This window comes from Pseudomonas sp. TH43 (genome assembly GCF_016650635.1).
GTDB lineage: Bacteria > Pseudomonadota > Gammaproteobacteria > Pseudomonadales > Pseudomonadaceae > Aquipseudomonas.
Genome location: NZ_JAEKFI010000001.1, coordinates 373,141 through 392,382 on the forward strand (window position 1 = coordinate 373,141; position 19,242 = coordinate 392,382).

The window sequence follows — 19,242 nt, forward strand, 5'->3', positions numbered from 1 at the left end:
CTCTTTGGTGGTTTTCTTTCGGATCACTTGCCCGTTAGCCATTTGCATTCTAGAAGCTCTAACGCTGTCCTTGCTGCATTCGTCGCTTGTGATCGTTCCGCATGAACAACGCATCCGGCAACGTCACCAATCACCGCGCTGTGTGAAATCTGCGGCTTTCGGCATGGTATTAGTGCACAGATTTCAAGGGCTGGCACACGGGAAATGGCCAGCGCTTGGGCGACGCTATCTAGAACTCTTAACGATGCGTATACCCAGAATGGCTCTAAAACTATTTAAATATGAATCAGTCGCCAAATTTAAGCGCACTTTCCGGCAAACGGTACTGCTCGCTCTGACTCGTTGAGCATTCCTGGATTGGAAGATCGCCTGGCAGCATGACCTCATTTAATGCTCTGTTACCGGCGACAACGATTTCGTACCAAGCTATCTTCGGTATGGCTCGGGGGTCGAACATTACGCGGTTCTGAGCGGCACCCAGAAAGACACCATCGCCTTTCGTTTGGCTTCCGGGACAATTGACATGCTCATTAAAATCTAAAACGCGAGCCAGTAAGTAAGTTTTTTTATCATACAAATCGGTATCGAATTTATAGCTAATTACCAAGAGCGATGCCCCTCCGATAATCAGTCCCGATACAGCAAACAGAAATGCCTGAAGCTCTCGTTGTGCACCTGGAGCGCCGACTAATATGTAATAGGTAAAGGCAGCTGCACCCCATGTAGTGAATGCGATGAAGAATGGTTTTGCCAATATGAAAATGTTCAACAAGGTGAGCAGCCTAAATGTATTTGGAAATGCCAACTCGCTTAGGCCGAATACGCGGTTAAGAGCGGATGCGGCGTCCACCGAACTGGCAAACAACGCAATAGCGATAAGTGCTGTAAGTGCCGCTCGTGACGCAAGTTCGCCCCCTAAAACTTTCGCAATCTTTGAGTTGGCGACAAAAAGAAATGAATACATCACAAAGGTAACGATGCCTAAGAGTACCGTATAAGGCGCCAAAGCTTTTAAAAACTCAACATCAGTTCTTGCGAAAGCTGATCCCAGAACAAAAAGAAGCAGGAAGCCGGCTACTCCTATTCTGGTTATCCATCGTTGCTTTTCATCAATGGCCTTTTGAGCTTCAGTTTTCTCGTCGCGCATTCGTTTTCCAAGCATGAAAGTTATTAGATTAGCTCCAACTCAACTAAATAGATGTTTAGTTGAGTTATAGTTTGAGCCAGTTGGTTGTACTTGGCAGTGACACTCCTCACTTCTTTACTGCACAACACGGCACGGAGGCAACATAAGAAGCTCAGTGCCATCCAGGATCAATCGTAAATAAGTTGTTTGCTTACCCGCACCACGGATACACACCGACTCGTTAGTGTCAGCACCGGCGTCCGCGCCTTTGAATTGGTGGCGGGCGGATTTTTGGGTGCGCGGTGGACGCCCCTCGCTGGAATGCCTGCGTGCTACTTCAACCTATCTGTAACTATCACGGTTCTTCGGTATTAACTAGCGACCACGCTCTGCTGAAGCTACAGGGCGATTCGCTGCCAACACTGTCTACAAACCAAGGTACGACCTAGGACCGTTACGGTACCCCTACGGCAGACGCTTTACCTTATTGTTTAAACAGATCTGAAAGCTAGTGAAGCGGGTAGATCGCTCGTGCCACCTTCACACTTTTTTCCGCTTCCTTACCGATTTTTCTCACTTCTCGCTGGGCAAATGCCCCGATCTTGATTTCACCCGCTACTGCTTCCAGCTGTGCCAAGCCCGCAGGTGTTAAGTAAACAGTGCAGCCTTCTCCCCACACAGAATCACTACCAATGTCGACGGGACCTGCATCACGCCACCATTGAACCTCAGCTACCAAAGTTGAACTGGCGTCGTGATAGACGCTAGGGTCATTCAAGTTGCTCCACTGCAGTCGGCGCAACCAATTCGGACAAAGTGTAATTCGATAAGCGGGTGCAGATCGGTCGAAGGAGCTAACGTAGCGCCGGACCAAGGTCGGCGACAGCTCGTCATCGAAAGCGACATCCTGGCCCAACCAGCAAATAGCTGGCAGCATACGATACGTGTCCCAGAACGTGTCAGTCTCGGTATCTACCCATGGAGCACGAATACGCTGTTGCCGATACTCGTACTGTCTGGGCTCTACAACGACGAACTGGGAAACTTCCGCCAAAACGAGCTCATCGATGCTCCCTCCCCAAGAAAAAACATCGTTTTCGACTTGGTCCAACCAGCACTGATCCCTTTCATGCCATCCAACATTCTCCGGTGTAAGCGGGCGAAGAATACCCTCCGGACGACATTGGGGCGTCGCTAGCGGCTGCGGCGGCAAAGGTGTGTTCAACTGCTCCAGTATTGATGGAAGGTAACGTTCCGCAAGCAGGCGTGCACGGTACAGCTCCCCGGCCACGTGGCGAATGGCGATAATTCCTACCCATGCATGTGGCTTGAGGTAGGTAATCTGCATGTCGAGCGTACGCAAGTGAGCCTCTAACCTTTTAATGGCAGGTAGACCAAAGGCATCAAGCCCTCCCCACTCGCGTATCAGCATGGCGGCCCGTTGTCTGAGATTAACCCCGTCAATTCCTGTCGCTTGGACCAACTCCTCGATGACAGACTTAAGCATGCTGGTCCATCCCAACGCACTTTCAACGCGCATTGCGCCACTGTCCTCATCGACCAGTGCCCTGCCCTCGCCGAATCCGTCATCCAGTGATAACTGATACACCAAAGGCAAAGGTTCCGAAGTCGCCGAAACTGGAAGCTCCCAGCGTAGCGCAAGGTGCCGGGCAGCTACAGCTACCGAAAGATCACGATGATTTACCAGAGAACCGACCACTGCTCCCAGGCGGGTAGCGTGTCGGGGGGCATCTGCCAGTAACAGCATTTGCATTCCTTGCCACGGCTCATCAAGTTCACCGGCCAAGAGTCGAGCAATCGTCAGGAGAAAGACCTCTCTGCCAAGGCCATGTCGCTTGCCCAATTGCAGCGCGCAGAGCTGCGCGTGGCGCCTGACATCTGTTACGGGCAAGCGGAACGCCTGGTAGAGTAATTCTGCCAGTAGCTCGGTATCGTCAAATGGTGCTTGGGAAGGCTCAAAGGGCCGGCCGATTCGGTATTCGCGGGTGGACTCCATCTGCTCGGCGAGTAAGCTCCAGATCGCTGGCCAATCAGTCTCTGCACAGATGATGGGCAAGATAGACTCAATTTCCGCAAGCAATAACATGCTTGCATCTTCACCTGTCACCAGTGAATCCACGAAGCTTGCAAAAGCAACGGGGTGCACCGCAGGTCCTTCCAGTGCAAGGCGGGCTTTAAAGTAGTAGTACTGCTCCCCGCCCATCCACTGGCTCCAAGAGCTGCGTTGCGTGGCGCACGCGGCATATTCTTCCACTAATCTACGGGCACGACCTTTGTCTCCCGCTTGAGCAAGCCGCTCCACAACCATGAATCTGCAGCGCTCACTTGTTTGTAGCGTCTCCCATTGCTCGTACATCTGTACGACCTGCTCAAGCGGGGCCGTTTCGGCTAAAGCCAAGAAGCGGTATGGCGCATGGAAATCAAGTTTCGTCGCGTCCGCTACAAATGCTTGCTGTAACTCTTCGAGGCTAGAGGCGTCATCGTATTTCTGCGGAGTGCTGTAGTCCCGAGTGGGTGGCGCCTCAGCTTCCCATCGTCGAATGGCAGCATCCAGTTGCTGACTCTGATAGCCATGCCGAGCAGCGGCATTTCGAAGACGTATCAGCAACGGCAGCCGCTCCTGCGCTCGGCTGTCCAGCTCAATGGCACGCTGCAAGGTCAAGACGACATCGTTGATCGACTGCCCTCCTGCCACAGCGGCGGCGACATCAATGAATGCACCGATATGTTTCGGAGATCGATAGTGCGGTTCTGCGTAATAGGGTAAACACAACCCGCACCATGCCGCCACGCATGCATGTAATAAGTCTGGGCGTCGGCGGAGCATTTCGGTCGTGAGCACGTCAATCCGACTCGACCAACCAATGAGTTCCCACTCCCCTAGAGACTGGGCAACCTCATACCCATAGCGTGCGCTGGAGCGCATCGCCTCTTCAATCAAAACCCTCGCGAGACGATAGGCAGCGGATGCACCTTCGGTCTCTTTCATGCCTTCAACCTGCCGCATCAACTGCGCAGTGCGTGGTGCCCGTTGTCCGGGATCCGCTGCGTTAGCGTTCACAAGGACATTGTGCCAAACAGCGTACTGAGGATCCTTTTTCGCGGCGGCCGCATATCCCAGGCAATGCTCAGGTACCGTCGCCAACAGTTGCCGAGCTCGTCCTAAGTCCCCGATCGCGGCAAACGCTACTACAAGGTCGGCGAGCCCATCCAGTTGCTCACTGGGCGTGTCTGCGACAAGTTCAGCCACCATTGGCTCTAACCGACGCGCCGCACTCTCACGATCGCCGTCGATGCGGTAGGTCGCCAGCGCGACCTCACGCCTTAACAGCGATGAGCGCTGAACCGTAGAGCTGGCTATCAGATCATCGATTTCCCGTAGCATGGCTCGGTATTCCCCCTCTTGGCACCGGGAACCAATTTGAATCAGGCTACGAACGAGCAAAGGCGACGCGGTGATGGCGAGATGAGTAAGGTAGAAATCGCTGCCGCCGCTGGGGCTAAGACGCAGTATGTACTTCATCACATTACGGCATAGTCTGTGTACGCTACCTTCCTCGACGGGCGTATCAGCGAGGCTCACACGCCCCAACAGCATCCCCACCTTAGTCGCATGATCCTGCAGGGGGCGCAGGATCGCATGCCTGGAACGCGCGACCACAGGCAGTGGTTTGCCAAGGACGGTGGCTAAATGTGCGTGCTCGAGAACCGCTTGCACCAACCAGGAGGGGCTGGTGTTATGGAGTTCATCGTCCCCCATAGCTATTGCCGGTGGAACGAGGCGGTCGAAGAGTTGGATCGCCAGATCCTGATCACCAGAAATGGCAGCGCGGAGGGCAATCGCACGCCGGCAACTGTTTGGCAGTTCCGCAAACTCCGACATTTGAACGGCTGAACGGAACAGCACGAGCGCCTGGGCATTATCGCCTCGGGAACTCAGCGCAAGTCCGGCCTGCACCGTCAGACTCGCAACGTCAGTGGGCGCGATGTCCAACTGATCACAGATATGGGAGAGGTCAACACCCGGTTGATGACTCAAGATGCCCTGCGCAACTTCCAGCTTGAGTTGGACGCTTAATGAATCGGTCGATTCCTCCATTGACGTTACATAGGACTGTAGTTGACTCTCGGTTTCCAAGTGGTCGATTGCCAGGCGAATTTGCTCAAAGTCGCGAAAATGGAAGACCCTGCGTGCCCATTTTTTAAATTCTTGAACATTGTGCGGCTGTCCATGGTTTTGAAAACGCGACGTGTGAAGCTGTGATAAAGGTTCGAGGTGCTCAAAGAGCTCTTTGGCTCGGTCGTAGTCGCCCCTCTCGAGCAAGGCATCGACTACTTCATAGCCCTTGGCCGGAAAATCACGCACGTAGGCATGCGCGGTGTTGAGCTCTCCCGCGGCCAACATCGCCAATGGCAATTGCTCTGCATACTCTAGGGCGTTCGTTCTTCTGGATACCTCGTCTCGGCACAGTAATAAACGAGTTATTACGGTGCCGTCAGACGTTGTACGGGCTGCTAATAGGGCAAGCCGAATGTCAGATTCGATGTCCGAAATGGCACGTCCCTGCCCAAGTTGATTCCGGAAAAGTTTCGGCGTAGCCAGTTCCAATACCCGCTGATGATCTCCCGCGCGTGCCCGGTAGCGGAGCTCTAACCACTGTTGCGAGGATATCGCCGGGGCCGTGATTGCTAACTGAGCCAGTTCTCGATAGATACTCGACGAGTAGGTTGGGTCAATGGCACCTAAAACGGATGCGCGGCTTAGATAGGACAAACAGGCGGAAGCTGTTATGGAAAATGCTCCAGCCATCTGGTTTCTCACGTAAGAGATGGCGGGCCGTGACGAGCGCCCGCTCAATTGCCCGCTCTTCAACGATAGTCGCGAGCAGCGCTAGGGGCATCGGGGCCTCCGCTCGGGCTATGAATGCTAGTGCATGCATGGCTTCAGGATCGCTGTTGATCTCACGCCAGGCGGAAGCATAAACGGTATCTATATTCTCGCCGTACTCAAGCCCCCCCTCCAACAAGCGAGTTCGCAACGACTCATCGGCCCCCATCAACGCCTGAATCAAGTAGCGGGTAGCCAGTGGATGGCCGTGACTCAGTTCGTATAAACGGAGGCGTGGAATGGCCGGATCCAGGTTCAGCGCATCTGCTATTTTGGCGACAGCGGCCCGTTCTAGCGGACGCATGGTCACAAGCCGCGCGGGCTGTTCAGCCTGTTCCTGTACCGCGGGTTTCATGAAGGCCAGATCTAGGCGTTGAGTACCGAGCACAAAGACGACCCCTTGGGGAACGGCGCTGGGTAGGGGAAGCTCTGCCAGAAGCGAGTGAAGAGGTCTCTCCTCACGCGGTATATGGTCAAGTCCATCTAGAACGATCAGTGTGCGCACGCCGTCGGCACGATAGCGTTCGCCCGCCTGCTTTAGCACCGTTCCGAATTGTTCGCGGCGTTCATGCAAGGAGTTGTCTTTCAGGCGTAGACCCCGTAGACCGGTCTGGCGCAGCTGTATGCTGATATCTTCAAGAAAATCTTCCGCCTCCCCTCGCCCAACGCCTTGAGCAGAACCAGGAACATATGCGAGATACCGGACCAGCCGGACCTTGGGTTCCGTGGCTAGTGCTGTTTGAAGCAAGGTGGACTTGCCTGAGCCTGGCGGCCCGATGAGCGCAACATATCCTTGTCCCGCAGTGCGCAGTGCAGTGAGCAGCGTGAGTTCGGTATCCCGATTACGTTGGACATGAGCTCCGATGGGAAATTGATGAAGGTGCCGCACTCTCGAAGGATCGTTCCATCCGAGTTGCTCCAAAAGCTCGGCGCGTGTCCAGCGGTCTTTGTTGCATCTGTCCGCTACGAGTTTGGGCAGCAGCGCGGCGATTTCGGCCGCCAAACGTGCTTGTTCCACACCCAGCTTGTGGGCTAAAACAAAATCGGCCGCGGAGCTGTGGACTATCCGCAGCGCCCACAAAAACTGCTCGAACTGGTCCTCCCGCAAGCCGGAGGCGCGGTAAAGGCGGTCGATCAAACCGCGCCAACTACTATCCCGCCACTCTTGCAAAGAACGATGAGACTCCCGCTCGAAATCGTCGAGAAACGCCGCGCTGTGTGCTGGGGGGCTGTTACCTGGGCTATCACTGGTGGACGGGTAATCATTGACGACCAGCCGTATCTCAATACGTGCTGCGGGTTGGTTGCTACGTAAGGTTTGCCATGCCTCGACGAGGGGCTTCAGCAGCCCGTTTGCGCCTGTTAACAGGGTTTCCACAGTAAAGGATGCGGGAAATCGGGATGTTTTGAATTGGTGACCTACAACCAACCCATCAAAGCCGAGCACCAGATCATCGGCGATCCCGGCATTTCTATCAGCTACACCGATCCACAACAATTGGCCGCGTTCCAGCTCTGAGTAGATGGCAGCGCCGGCTCTATCGTATTGGCCCAAGTAACCGCGTATTGCCCGCCTCTCGCCCTCGGCCGGAGCTAATGTCTTGCCCTTCACTCCCTTATCTTTGGTCACACCTGAATCCCTGGTCTTTGGCATAAACATCACTCGAGAGGACACACACGACGGTCGCTTTGAAGATAACAAAGAAACTGACTAGCTAGCAGCGGATGATTGCCGTCGCAGGACTGAACGTATGCGACGCTCTCGACTGAAGACTTCCCAAGCCTGAGTTTCGGCCATCTCCCGCAACGCCAAGTCGACGCTCCGGCCACCACGTCCCAGTCGAATCAGATCCTGGTACAGCGGGATGGTCAGCAATTCAGGGGTTTCATTCTCGGCCTCGGTGGCTTTCGCTGCATACTTTTCGACAGTTGCCCGAGTTTTAACTCCCAATGCCTCGGCGATTGACTCCCAGGGGACACCGGTATCCAACAACGTCTTGGCGGTGGACCATTTCACATAGTTGTTGATACGTTTGGCCAGCGGCCAGGAACCTCGATCAATCTCGGTGAAGATCACCCGGTACAGGGTGAGATCAGTCTTATGTTGCTCTATGAAGGCCACGCATGCGGCGCGATTTTCGCGCTGCTCCACTGACAACGGAATGCGCAGTTTTTGCGAAATTTCGTAGGCCAGATCCAACTGCTTGTTCAGCGGCGACTTCACCGAGCTTGGCGTAAAGCGGTCCAAATGCGCGAACACCGCCAGAGACAGAGGGCTGTCTTTTTCCAGCACCGGCGTATCTGCGGATAAGTGGGCGATCAGATTCGCACAACTCAGCGGCAGTTGGACTTCGATCGTGTGCTGACCGATGGTGAGTTGCCCCGTACAGTGCCAAGGCTGGGCTTCATCGAGATCATCCTGACGGTTATCGCCTTGCGACCAATGATCATCTTCGCCGCGCAGAACTCCTTGATAAACACGGTGTTCGCGCATGAAGGTCAGCGTATCGGCGGGAGTCCTCGACACGTAGCAACAGCCTTGCGCGTAGTCACCTTCAACCACTGCGGAAGCCGCACGACTATCAAGATCGGCGCGTAGGAACGCGCCCCATAAACCGCCTGGCAGCATGAGCAACAGCCATTCGGGGTATTCACAGGTTTGCGCCAGAAGTTCCACGTGTTGTCGTTCGGTCTCCGTGGAACTGAACGGTGGCAGCACCGCGAGTACTTCTTCCGGAGTGGGTTGGAATGGTAGCCAGCGCTCCAGACCCTCGCACATGAACTCCTCAGTGGTCCACCAGACTCGCTGTACTTCATCCCACTCGACGAAAAATTGTTTGGCCTCTTCTTTTTCTACGAAGGGCACGGCTAAATCGATACGTTTGGACATTTCCTTGATCCTACCGGTTAGTACGGCCTAGCGCTGGCACGGGCTGAATCCGCGCATTGTACCTTCAGGGTGTCAACGTGCCACCACTCATCCGCGCAGAGCTTCGTTACCCTCCGCAACCGTCTGGCGGTGAAAAAGTCGGGCGAGCATCTCTGCGGCACGCTAGTCGTTTAGATGTTTCAGCGCTGCTTACCTCGCCAATGGCGCTGCTGCGATCAGAATGGGTTTTTTGTACCGCCTGGTAGGTCGGTAGTAGAACCGCCACGGGAATGCTACCTGGAATCGAACAGTGTCGACGCTTCAGATAGATGCTGAACGACGGTGCCCCACTAACGGGGGGGCTGAACCCAGCAGCGATGCCCCGACAATGAGTGGCGACTATGGGTTTCGTTGTATGGTAGCTATGAGTCTTTATCCGCCTGCCAGGAGGAGTAGCAGCCAGAAAGTATTTGATAGAAAATTTTTAATAGTTTTTTGTGCACGGCCTATCGTTCTCCACCGTCGAGCGGAAATGCTTGCACCTAAAGATATATGCAAGCAAATGAACTGGCCCGCTTTCAGTCTCAGGCCATTTTTCATTAGTATCGGGCCATGCGAGAGATAACCCCACTCCCCTATCAGGGCATGCCGCACGATGCGGTCGTGACTACACGCGATTATGCCGACGGAACGCTGTTCCCCAAGCACGATCACCCGTGTGGACAGTTCATGTATGCCGCGTAACGCTGGGCAGAGCCGATTGCCAACCGGCCCACGGTGATTCGCGGCCAGCGTGTCAACAGAGCCTGGGGTGACAAGGCAAGTCAGGTGCCCGAGCGCCACGGGGCGGATGATCTGGCCTGAGCGCCTGGTGCGAGACGTGTCACAGGTGATTCAGGCAGTGACACGGCACACTATCCGTCGTTCAGTTCAGGGAGCGGCAATCATCAAACCACGTTATGCAAAGGCCGGGGTCAGCCACCGATGCATGTGTCCGCGATTCATTCGCCAGAGGGCGATTCGGGGTACATCGTTATGGCCGGAAAATCGCTTGACCAACACCGGGTGCCTTTTGAATCGTAAGCGCTCCATAAACCCCACCGAACTCAATATGGCTGGCGCGCTCAGCTAGCCGATGCGGGTGAGCAGTTCCACGGCAGCAGGGCTTCGTAATCTTCAACCGATGTCGCCGTTGGCAGGCGTTCGAGTGCGTGGCGCAGCCACGCATAAGGCTCTTGGCCGTTGGCTTTGGCAGTTTCGACCAGGCTGTAAAGTTGAGCACTGGCTCTCGCGCCCTTGGGCGTATCGCTAAACAGCCAGTTCTTTTCTTCCGATCACGAAGGGGCGGATCGCGCGTTCAGCGGCGTTATTGTCGACTGGCAGGTAGCCTTCCTCGACGTATCGCTCCAGCTTGCTCCAGTTACTGGCGAGGTAACTGATGGCTTTGCCCAAGGCATTCTGAGCGGTCAGGACAATCGCTTCGTCCGTCACGTCGGGCGACGTTTTGAAGCGCTCTGACTCCAGGCGTTTGAGCCAGAGGCAGAAGCCGTTGCGTTCCCAGTACAAGATCTTCACGCGGTTGCGTGGCTTGTTGAGCCCCGGCCAGTCCGACGACGTTGCCCTACTGACCGCAAGCGACGAACTTTCAGGTCCGTTCATCGAGCTGTCGTGGTCGGCACCGCAGCACTGGATACTGCGTGAGATCGTAGGCCGTGCGCAGGAATGGGCGGCAGAATCCGACACAGGAAAGATTGCCAGTAGCGCATTCGATCTGTGATCGCTGATGATATGCAGGGCAACGGGGCAGCCAAGATTGACGGCCCCTGGATACGGCCTCAGACCTTTCTCTTGGCCAAGGGGATATGATTTTCCGATACTAAAATGATCGATTCAGGGTTGCCAATCTGGATATATTTCAAGCACTCAGGCAAGGCAAATTCTTCTCGCATGATTTGTTTTATCCTGGCCGGCGTCAGCCCGGTGACAGTGCTGGTGTTATGAATAATTTCTTCATGCCAGTTTTCACTTAGGGGATCCAGTCGATTACCTGAGTAAAAATTCAGTCGAGACTTTACCTTGGCGTCAAGATTGAATTTATTCTTGAGCAAGTCAAAAAACTCGCTATAAAAAGTTCTTTTTATCATTCCGGACACAAAACTCGACCAGCGCACACTTATACCGCTATTGTTGTCGAGGCGTTTTGGTAAATATAATTTTATTCTAAGTAGAAGGCGCGCGATAAATGTAGATGCTTCATCGCTGAATATGGGCAGTGCACTCGCCAACACTGTTTTTGCACCACAAAGGAGAAATGCGGCGGCGGTAGAATTATGATTCCTGTCTATGGGGCTGGTATCACAAGAACTAAGAATGACGATAGGAGAAGCGTTAAACTTTCCAACCAGATCGTATATGGATACTAGTTCATCTCGCAGTTGTAATACACCGGAACCATTTTCACTGTGACCTCCATGCAAATCAAAAATCGTGATTGCACAATCATTACTTTTCAACTGCTCCAGCAGATCCTCCGAAGTAGCCACGTTGCACCACTCTATTTTCATGTCCAGAGGATCATAGGGGGGCACATCTGGCGAAACGTTATGAAACTTCAGCTGCTCATACAGCTTCCCAGTGTCAGCTATTGAGTCCAAAAATAATGCCACTTTGTTCTTTAAATGATCTTTGATTTCATCATCATCCTTGAAGGAGCTGATGATTTTTATTTTTGCAACAGAATCGATGGTCAGAGAAATTTGCTCACTATCAAGCAGTGCATGCGTTGCTGCCACACCTGGAGAAACCGGAATTCTACTTACTTCATGCCGAACCATCAGCGGCAGGCCATTCTGATTTGCCCACTCGATGGGCAGATTTGAAATGATTTTAACACTGGATGTGTAGGCATTCTGTATCGTTTTCAGCAAGGGTAGCGTATTTCTTGAAAGCTCATCAGTGAGCGAAAGCACTACCTCGTTAACATCTTGCCGGTTGTTTTTTCTATCCAGTATTCCGACATTTTTTAATGCGTCATGAATGGAGCCATTTACCAAGGGCAATTTGATGCACGGTATCGCGTAGCTGGAGGCGTACACTGAAATCAATGCTTCAATAAGGTTTCTTTCCTGGTGATAGCGTTCTAAATAAACATTTCTATTTGCACCGCAGTTTGTTTGGTTGTGATTGATTAAGCTGATCGCTTCGCAAAGCGCGTCGGCGTCGTTGTACCCCTCTTTCTTTAAATGATTTTCGGTATACAGGTCTGGCCGAACCAAAGTATTGAGGTCGCTGGACAGATCACTGATCACAATATCATTGAAAGGCAACCATACTTTGGGCGTAATTTTTTCTAGAATGTGAGCCCTGATCCGGCTGACGAACTGCCTAGGCTCAAACACTCGCCCTTGATCATAATCACCACTTACTTCTTTAAAATCGTAATCAATTCTTAAGGAACTCAGCACGCTCATGCTTGCCGTATTAAATATGCTTTTTTCAAAAGTATGATTCAGGTTCAGTCTCTTGTCACTGGCATTGAAGTCGCAAGCATCTTTAATCTCAAGAAATATCTTCTTGTCATCGGAATTCAGTCGATCTGCATGAGCGTTGACTTTTTGTAGTAGGCTTGAGGTATTTAAGTCGCTAAAGCTTATTAAGTCATTATCAGCAGCCCCTCTGTGATTACTTAAAACCCCTATCGTATTTGATGGGAGCTCGGCAATTTGATCCGGGTGCTGCATAAATACAACGTTAAATTTGTACGGAGAGCGCCACACATCTTTGCAGGAGGACAGGAGCTGTATTTTGTATCCATTGAAAACACCGCTCAGGCGATTGCTGATCATGTGTTCTTTATCGTAGAAGAACTCAGACAAATCCTTGGGGAGCGTACAGATCTTCTCTAAGATTTGTACATTATCAATAAGGAACTGATCATATTGATTGAAGAATGATTGCGCGCCATCCTTGTTCGTGATGATAATATAGCAAAGGGTGTTGACAGTAAGTATATTCAATGCGCACCTATCCTTTTATGTGATATCTATTGGGATGTAGCCGTCCTGACCATAACAAAGACCAAAAGAATAATCCCCAGTAAAGGGGTTTTGCCAGTATGAGGTGAACTTCGAATTGTAATTGAAATGCAGTGTGGTTTTCTTTGGCGACCCTGCAATTATTCTAGCAATCGCCTCTTTGTCTGGATGCTTGAACTGACTGCCATTTGTCGAAACGGCCCAGTTACTGCATTGCAAGGCTTGAACAAGCTCCAGCGAAGTATTCCCTTGGCTTCCATGGTGAGAGGCTTTGACGAGAGAGAATCCCCCGAGATCAGGGTGCATTTTTCGATAAAGAGCCAACGAATCCAAGAGTCGCTGAACGTGGGCATCACCTGTCAAAAGAACATGTTTACCTTCGAACTCAGCAACGACCGCGATGCTGGTGCCGTTCGGTTTGGCCGAGTCTTTTCTAAATACTTTACCCGCAAGGAAATCTATATCTATTGGAGGGGGGTTTCCGAACGCCTCCCAGCCTTCAGGCGCTTCCTCCAGCGCATAATCCCAGGACTTTATAATCGCCGAAAGCTGTTTGGGTTCAGGAGAAAGGACGGTTAGTATCAGACCGCCGGGAAGGAGTATGACGGGGAGAACTTCATCCAATACAGCCACGGGTTTGCCATTGGTAAACTGATTATTCGGTATCTGATATTGTTTGATTAGTCGGCTTAGTCGCTCGCCATCTCGTGGCCCAAACTCCTCGTATCCCGGCGCAAGTGGTTCTTGTTCGAGATCAAACCTGGAATTAAACCAGACCTCTTTTATTAGCTTTCTCGAATTTGTATTTTTTAGCAGCTCAACCGCACCTTCGATATGATCGCGATCGATGTGCGTAACAATTAGCAATTCGAAAGCACCCTCTTTCAGTTGGTGTTGATCGACATACGCGCTGATACTTTCAGCGGTTGCTGAACGCCCACCGTCGATAAGGATTCTTCGAATAGTTTCATTGCCCCAGCTTAAAATCAGACAGTCACCTTCACAGGCCGGAAGAAGTTCTAGTTTAAACATCAGTCTCTCAGCAGTGGTAGCTTCAGTGAATGTTTTGGAATTTTAACGCTAAACGACTCTTGTTTGTTCAAGCGCTTTGTCTGAACCGGAGCAAGGCTAAGCGACTTATTGATCGCGGGCTTTTTTCGATAGTACGGTGAAGACGAACCATATGGACGATACTGGGAAATAACGAATGAAGTAAATGCTTGCTCTAGATCCACAGATCTTGCAACGCCACGAATCATTTTCAAATATTTATCACAGGTCGAGCAGCCAATAGACGTCTGTTCCAGGCCTTCAATCAACCAGGTAATTCCAATTGTAAAAAAGGGGATGCCGCGCTGAATGGAACCATAAAGTAAATCATGAGCTTTGCTTATGTTTTCTATTCCTCCCTTGCGCAGCAACCATCTGGCACGAAGGATTGCACCGTCGGGAAAGTCTGGAAAACGCTCAGAAAGATTACTTAACCACCATGGCCAATCTTCAGCTTCATCATCCTGTTCAGTGGACATCAGTATGTAGCCACCCACTGCGGCAGCAAGGGGGTTCTCGGCCTTTCCAAACAAGGCGTCTTTTGCCTGCTTGATTATTTTACTTGCCAGATATAGCCGGCCACTGCTCATATACGCCAACAAACTGCCCCAGCGGGCATCGATCAAAAGTGGCGTGCAGTGCAAGCGTTCTCCATTAGTTTGCGCAATGATTTCAAACTTTTTTGAACCAGGTCTTGTGCCAAACTCACCCCATGGCCACGGGAGAGAGACTATGCGCGATTCATGTGCGTTACTTATTTCTATATATACTCTTTTGCCCCCGACATGGGCCGAGTTGAATTGTCGCCTTTCCTGTGAAATTAAACTGATGCGCGCAGACAGTCCGTCGACACCTTCTTCTTGTTGAACAGTCAATCCGGTTTCACTTTCTTGTAGCGAAAAAATATCGGCATTAAGATCCTCTCGATGTTGATATCGATTCATTAGCAATTGAAACCAGTCTCTCCATTTCGACGGATCGAATGTGCTCTGTGTACTTTTGCTGACTAGCATGCTTCCAACAGAAACCTTTAACTCGCGATGCAGCTCATGGCTTGGCTCATCCAGAGATTTTCTAGGGCGCTTTTTCGGAGGTGATCCACGCTCTGCAAAATTTGATCCGTTATTGAAATTGGTGGATGTGTTGCATCCAATTAATACAACCTTGTGTGTTTTACCCGGCTTAACGTTGAGTTCTGCAGAGAGGTGTTCGCCGGAAGGAAGGATGGCTTCAATATCGTACTCACCGACTTCCAGGCTCACCCTCGTATACATGTCAGAATCCATGGAAATAGGGGCGATGGAAGTCATCATTTTACGATTGCTATCACCGCGCCGACCGGCGCTGTCATCCAGAGATTCAGTTACAGGGCGAAACTGGACTGGCACGCCAAAAAGAACCTCTTCCCCGTCATGCAACTGAACACGCAGCTCTACCTTCCCTTCTGTTCTTGCTGTCATGTCAAGCTAGCCCTCTTCCATGTTGGCGCGGAACGTTGCTGTGTTTTGGCAATTTCTGTTTCGCCCTGTTTTAGAGTGAAGCTATATCTGCCAAATGGAAGTTCCAACTCGATTTCATAGTCGTTGGCATTGCACGATCGAATCTGCGGCTTACCTCGGAGTTCGTAATGAATATCACCAGGCCCACAAGCCTCTCCCCCCGTTCGAACAAGGTATACCGGCGAGACCGGATTTTCACGCAGGTAATGGAAATCGAATGCTCTAGCCTCACCACTCTGAGGCTGCTGTGGGGTTTTGAAGTGGGGTGACGTCAATCGAATTGATTCATGCGCCATCGCCTCTAAAAGCGAATAGTTGTTCACTCTCCAATCCGTTTCTCCATTGTCATCACGTGCAGCCATACCGCGCATCGACTTCAAAAAAGCGGCAGTAAAAACACTGACACCATGCTCTCGAGCAAGTGCGGGCAGTTCGTCTCCGGTCGAGAAGATCAGCGGTGCATTGACCCGGGTTGTAAATCCTTCTCGTGGGTCTGCCTTTGCATGGACCGGGGTGCGCCCGATAGCCGCATCCGGTGCGAGCAGCGCACCGTGAGGTCGTCGACAGGTATCGATGAAATAAATCTGTTCTGCGGCCGCACAAGTGGCCATCCCGGATACGAATGCACCGAGATCTAGTGCGCTATCCCATCGGGCGCGACTTTTAAAATTGAAGTCGGACATCAATAGGGATGAGATTCTCCCTTGACCATATCCATGTCCGCAGAAGACGAAAACCAGTCGGTTACTTTCGTCAGTATTCCCTCGCTCATACCATGCATCAGCAGCTTTAGCGAAATTGTCATAATCAGGTTTTGGTAGCGCCCAGTTTCCAGAGGCTGTCTCGAAAGGCACATCGGCATCGTCACTGATGAGCAACGCGACGGAACCGAGCGGTGCCGGTGGATAGTGATATTCGTCAATGAACCAACGTGCCAAGGCTCTGGCCGAAGCAGGAGGGGATGAGAGTTGTCCAAGTTCGGCTTCTTCAAAAGAATCAGGACCACCATCGATGAAATAGGGATAGTGCCCTACCCCGACTATTAATACATGAGTGCTCGGCCAAACACTTTTGGTGTCATGTACAACGCAGTCTGATGCAGTGCTGATCGGGAGGATTCGTTGCTCGTCTTGTGGCCCATGCTCTTGCATTTGGTCAGCGTCCATTACTAGCCTCTTCACATAAATCTTTCTTTGCCTGCATCCACCGTGCTCCAAAGGCCCTTTAGATGCTAGCACATTGAGATTGCGGCATTGAAGAGCATCACTCCTCCCAGACAATTACGACTAATTCACTCTTCTAACTGTTGAATAAACAATCTGCCCGGGATTTGGTAGGTCGAGCCGGCCCTACGCCTGATCGACCTGCAACCCTCACCTCGGTGACCCTTACGGAACCGTGCTCGCCACTACGATGCGACCGCCCTGCAGGCGCGGCATGACGACTTCCGTGTGGCTGGTCTATAGCGTCAGCTGGTGCGTCTAAAGTTGCCGTGGTAACGCTCCTCGATCATCCGCGGCGGTGACTGAGCTTGCCTCCTTCGAACCGACTGAGGGAGTGATGATCCCGTCGCCGCCTGCGGCCCATCATGTGCAGAGGCCCTAGAGGGGGTTCAGCCTAATCCCAGCGATGCGGACGCCTACCGCTTCAGTTCCGCGCCAGGATCCGGCACAGCGGGGTATTGATCGCTGCGAATGACGTGATGACACCGTCCAGCACAAAATCAAGTGCAAGACCGTATCCCTGGTGTAGGGACGCACTGTCGAACCCTTGGTCCTGGAGTTTTTGCAGGGACTCGCCCACAGAATCGTGTGCATCGGCAATACGCAGGTCGTTGGCCACGAACAGCATCGCCAAATCAGCATTGCGATCATCCCAGCCTTCGGGCGGCTCAGCGCGCTTGAAGGCGTCAACCGCCTCTTCGTCACCCTCCAAACGCTGCACGATATTGAGCAGCGTTTGCAGCAATTTCAAGCTGGCCCTATTGGCGATTTGGGCGCGAGGTATACCTGCCGAGTGTAGGAGCTGTTTAAGGAAGCCGTTGGGTAGCCGCTGCCAGAGCTCATGGATAGACTTACATCGCGCCAAAAACGCCTGCTGTGTCATCGCTAACGGGGCAACTTGGGCGAGCTTTTCCAGCTGAGGGTAATGTAACCAGCCATTGTCTTTGATTTCGTTGCGCTGAAAGCCGATCAAGTCTTCAGCGGCCTTCGCGATGCCTAGGTGACTCGCAAGTGCGGACAGGTTGTCGGCCAAGGTCAGCAGTTGATCCAATAACCGGCCCACCTTGGTGACGATGTGTTCAACGCCTAGGTCAAGGGCGTCAATCTGGTTGGGCGTCAGCGCATGGACATGCGCATGCAGAATTTCCCGGTCAGGCACACCTTTGTACAGGTCGCGCAGTTGTACCCTGATCAGATTACGGCCGACGCGCTCGCAACCGGTGAACGCCCACTGCCCCAGATAGGACGGACTGCAGTGCCAGAAACCGTGGAGGTTGACCGGTGTTGTGTCGTAGAAGTGGTTCTGCTCATATCGCTCCAAGAATCGGTCATCCAGATAGATCGTGGCGGCATTGAAGATGTCGTTGGCCCGAGCGTGCGTGACCGCGCCTTGGACGCCCGGCCAATGCAGACCTTCGGCGGTCTGTTGCGGTGACAGCTGACAGGATACTGCCTCAACTGTAGCCCACACCTGCAGGAGCAGACCGCTACCGTTCGCACGGACATCCCCTTCCAGCCAGCTTCCAGGTCCACCCAGTTCAACGAATGGGCGTCTGTTCATCCAGGCTCGCAGTTCCGCTCCATCCTCAAGCTGGGCTTTGTAATAAAACTGCCGAACGCCACGTCCCCCACGCAGCCACAAGTAGCGGCGCAAGTAGTCATTGGACATACGCCATTGCACATGCCGGGAAGCCTTGAAGTAGTATTGTGCGGAGATCTCACCTTCGGCGACGTTAAACTCGGGCAGTCCCAGATCGTCGTAGGCTAGACGCTGTTTTTCATTGCCGAAACAACGCGGAGTCAGCCCTAACGCCATCCAGACCTTTTCCGCCAGGTGATAGCTGTAGAACGATCCATCGCTCCAGGACGCGACGATGTAGTCGTGGCCGCTCACGCTTGGCGAAAACCCTTTTTCGCTTCCCTTGTCGCGCAGGATCGGGGTCGAAAAAGCCACCTGACCTTGATCAGTGTGCAGGTTCGGCATGGGTTGCCCATCGTCAGGAACGACAGCCATGAGCATGTACACCGCTTCCTGCGCGCCGTGTTGGTAATTGTCTGTGAAACAACTGACTTCGACCCGCAGCTCGGGATCGGTCCCGACGGGCAGCAGCAGCTCGCGCAAACGCGCCGGCAACAGGTGCTCTGGAAGCGGAAAGGCAGCAAGATAATCCATCATGGGAGGGTCCTTAATCGCCAAGCACGGTGCTCGGCCTGTATCTCGGTTGAAGTTGGTCGCTTGGCTTTCGGCCATCTCAAGGGCTTGCCATCACTCGGCGCGACTAAAACGTCTTGCTCGGTCGCAACCGACCACTGTAGCAGGGGGGCGTTCGCGGTAGCGATCAGTTGTTTGCTCAAGATGCGGAATCGGGATGGACCGATGCCGCTTGCTCGCACATATAGTTCAGTTCACCCTGATCATCGCTTGACAGCGCGCCTCACGCGTAGGCGACGCGCTGCAACCGCCTATTCAGGCGGCCAAAAACGTCAGACCCGGCACGGCCGCATCGGTAGTCGGATGGGCTCGCGATACGG

General features: G+C 52.7%; 9 protein-coding genes and 3 pseudogenes. 1 reads left to right on the plus strand and 11 read right to left on the minus strand.

Translation table 11 applies throughout. The features are described from left to right. Window positions 1–286: 286 nt before the first annotated feature. The 4 genes from JFT81_RS01515 to JFT81_RS01530 form a co-directional block, all read right to left on the minus strand. Entirely contained in the window at window positions 287–1,147 is an 861-nt protein-coding gene (locus tag JFT81_RS01515) for a hypothetical protein (protein WP_201225804.1), read from the minus strand. Window positions 1,148–1,634: 487 nt separating this feature from the next. Further along, entirely contained in the window at window positions 1,635–5,957 is a 4,323-nt protein-coding gene (locus JFT81_RS01520; protein WP_201225806.1) for an ATP-binding protein, read from the minus strand. Continuing rightward, window positions 5,881–7,665 (minus strand): ATP-binding protein, encoded by a 1,785-nt coding sequence (locus JFT81_RS01525; protein WP_201225817.1) that lies wholly within the window; start codon window positions 7,663–7,665, stop codon window positions 5,881–5,883. The genes JFT81_RS01520 and JFT81_RS01525 overlap by 77 nt, the downstream gene beginning before the upstream one ends. A gap of 81 nt (window positions 7,666–7,746) precedes the next feature. Beyond that, window positions 7,747–8,925 carry a DUF5710 domain-containing protein gene (locus JFT81_RS01530; protein ID WP_201225819.1) on the minus strand — a complete coding sequence of 393 codons (1,179 nt, stop codon included), beginning with the start codon at window positions 8,923–8,925 and terminating at the stop codon, window positions 7,747–7,749. A 723-nt stretch (window positions 8,926–9,648) separates the two neighbouring features. On the opposite strand from JFT81_RS01530, the pseudogene JFT81_RS29345 reads away from it, so the two are divergent. After that, window positions 9,649–9,768 (plus strand): annotated as a pseudogene (locus JFT81_RS29345) (glutathione-dependent disulfide-bond oxidoreductase); the annotation flags it as partial. A gap of 260 nt (window positions 9,769–10,028) precedes the next feature. On the opposite strand, the pseudogene JFT81_RS01535 reads toward JFT81_RS29345, so the two are convergent. The 7 genes and pseudogenes from JFT81_RS01535 to JFT81_RS01565 form a co-directional block, all read right to left on the minus strand. After that, window positions 10,029–10,371 (minus strand): annotated as a pseudogene (locus JFT81_RS01535) (transposase); the annotation flags it as partial. Between the two features lie 48 nt (window positions 10,372–10,419). After that, a pseudogene (gene tnpB / locus JFT81_RS01540) lies at window positions 10,420–10,563 on the minus strand (IS66 family insertion sequence element accessory protein TnpB); the annotation flags it as partial. Between the two features lie 176 nt (window positions 10,564–10,739). Continuing rightward, window positions 10,740–12,920, minus strand: coding sequence for a CHAT domain-containing protein (locus tag JFT81_RS01545; protein ID WP_201225821.1), 2,181 nt, complete (start codon window positions 12,918–12,920; stop codon window positions 10,740–10,742). A 15-nt stretch (window positions 12,921–12,935) separates the two neighbouring features. After that, window positions 12,936–13,970 (minus strand): MBL fold metallo-hydrolase, encoded by a 1,035-nt coding sequence (locus JFT81_RS01550; protein ID WP_201225823.1) that lies wholly within the window; start codon window positions 13,968–13,970, stop codon window positions 12,936–12,938. Next, window positions 13,970–15,448: a hypothetical protein gene (locus tag JFT81_RS01555; RefSeq protein WP_201225825.1), complete on the minus strand. Its 1,479-nt coding sequence runs from the start codon at window positions 15,446–15,448 to the stop codon at window positions 13,970–13,972. The genes JFT81_RS01550 and JFT81_RS01555 overlap by 1 nt, the downstream gene beginning before the upstream one ends. Continuing rightward, window positions 15,445–16,653: a caspase family protein gene (locus JFT81_RS01560; protein ID WP_201225826.1), complete on the minus strand. Its 1,209-nt coding sequence runs from the start codon at window positions 16,651–16,653 to the stop codon at window positions 15,445–15,447. The genes JFT81_RS01555 and JFT81_RS01560 overlap by 4 nt, the downstream gene beginning before the upstream one ends. A 481-nt stretch (window positions 16,654–17,134) precedes the next feature. Then, window positions 17,135–18,886 carry a hypothetical protein gene (locus JFT81_RS01565; protein WP_201225827.1) on the minus strand — a complete coding sequence of 584 codons (1,752 nt, stop codon included), beginning with the start codon at window positions 18,884–18,886 and terminating at the stop codon, window positions 17,135–17,137. Window positions 18,887–19,242 lie beyond the last annotated feature (356 nt).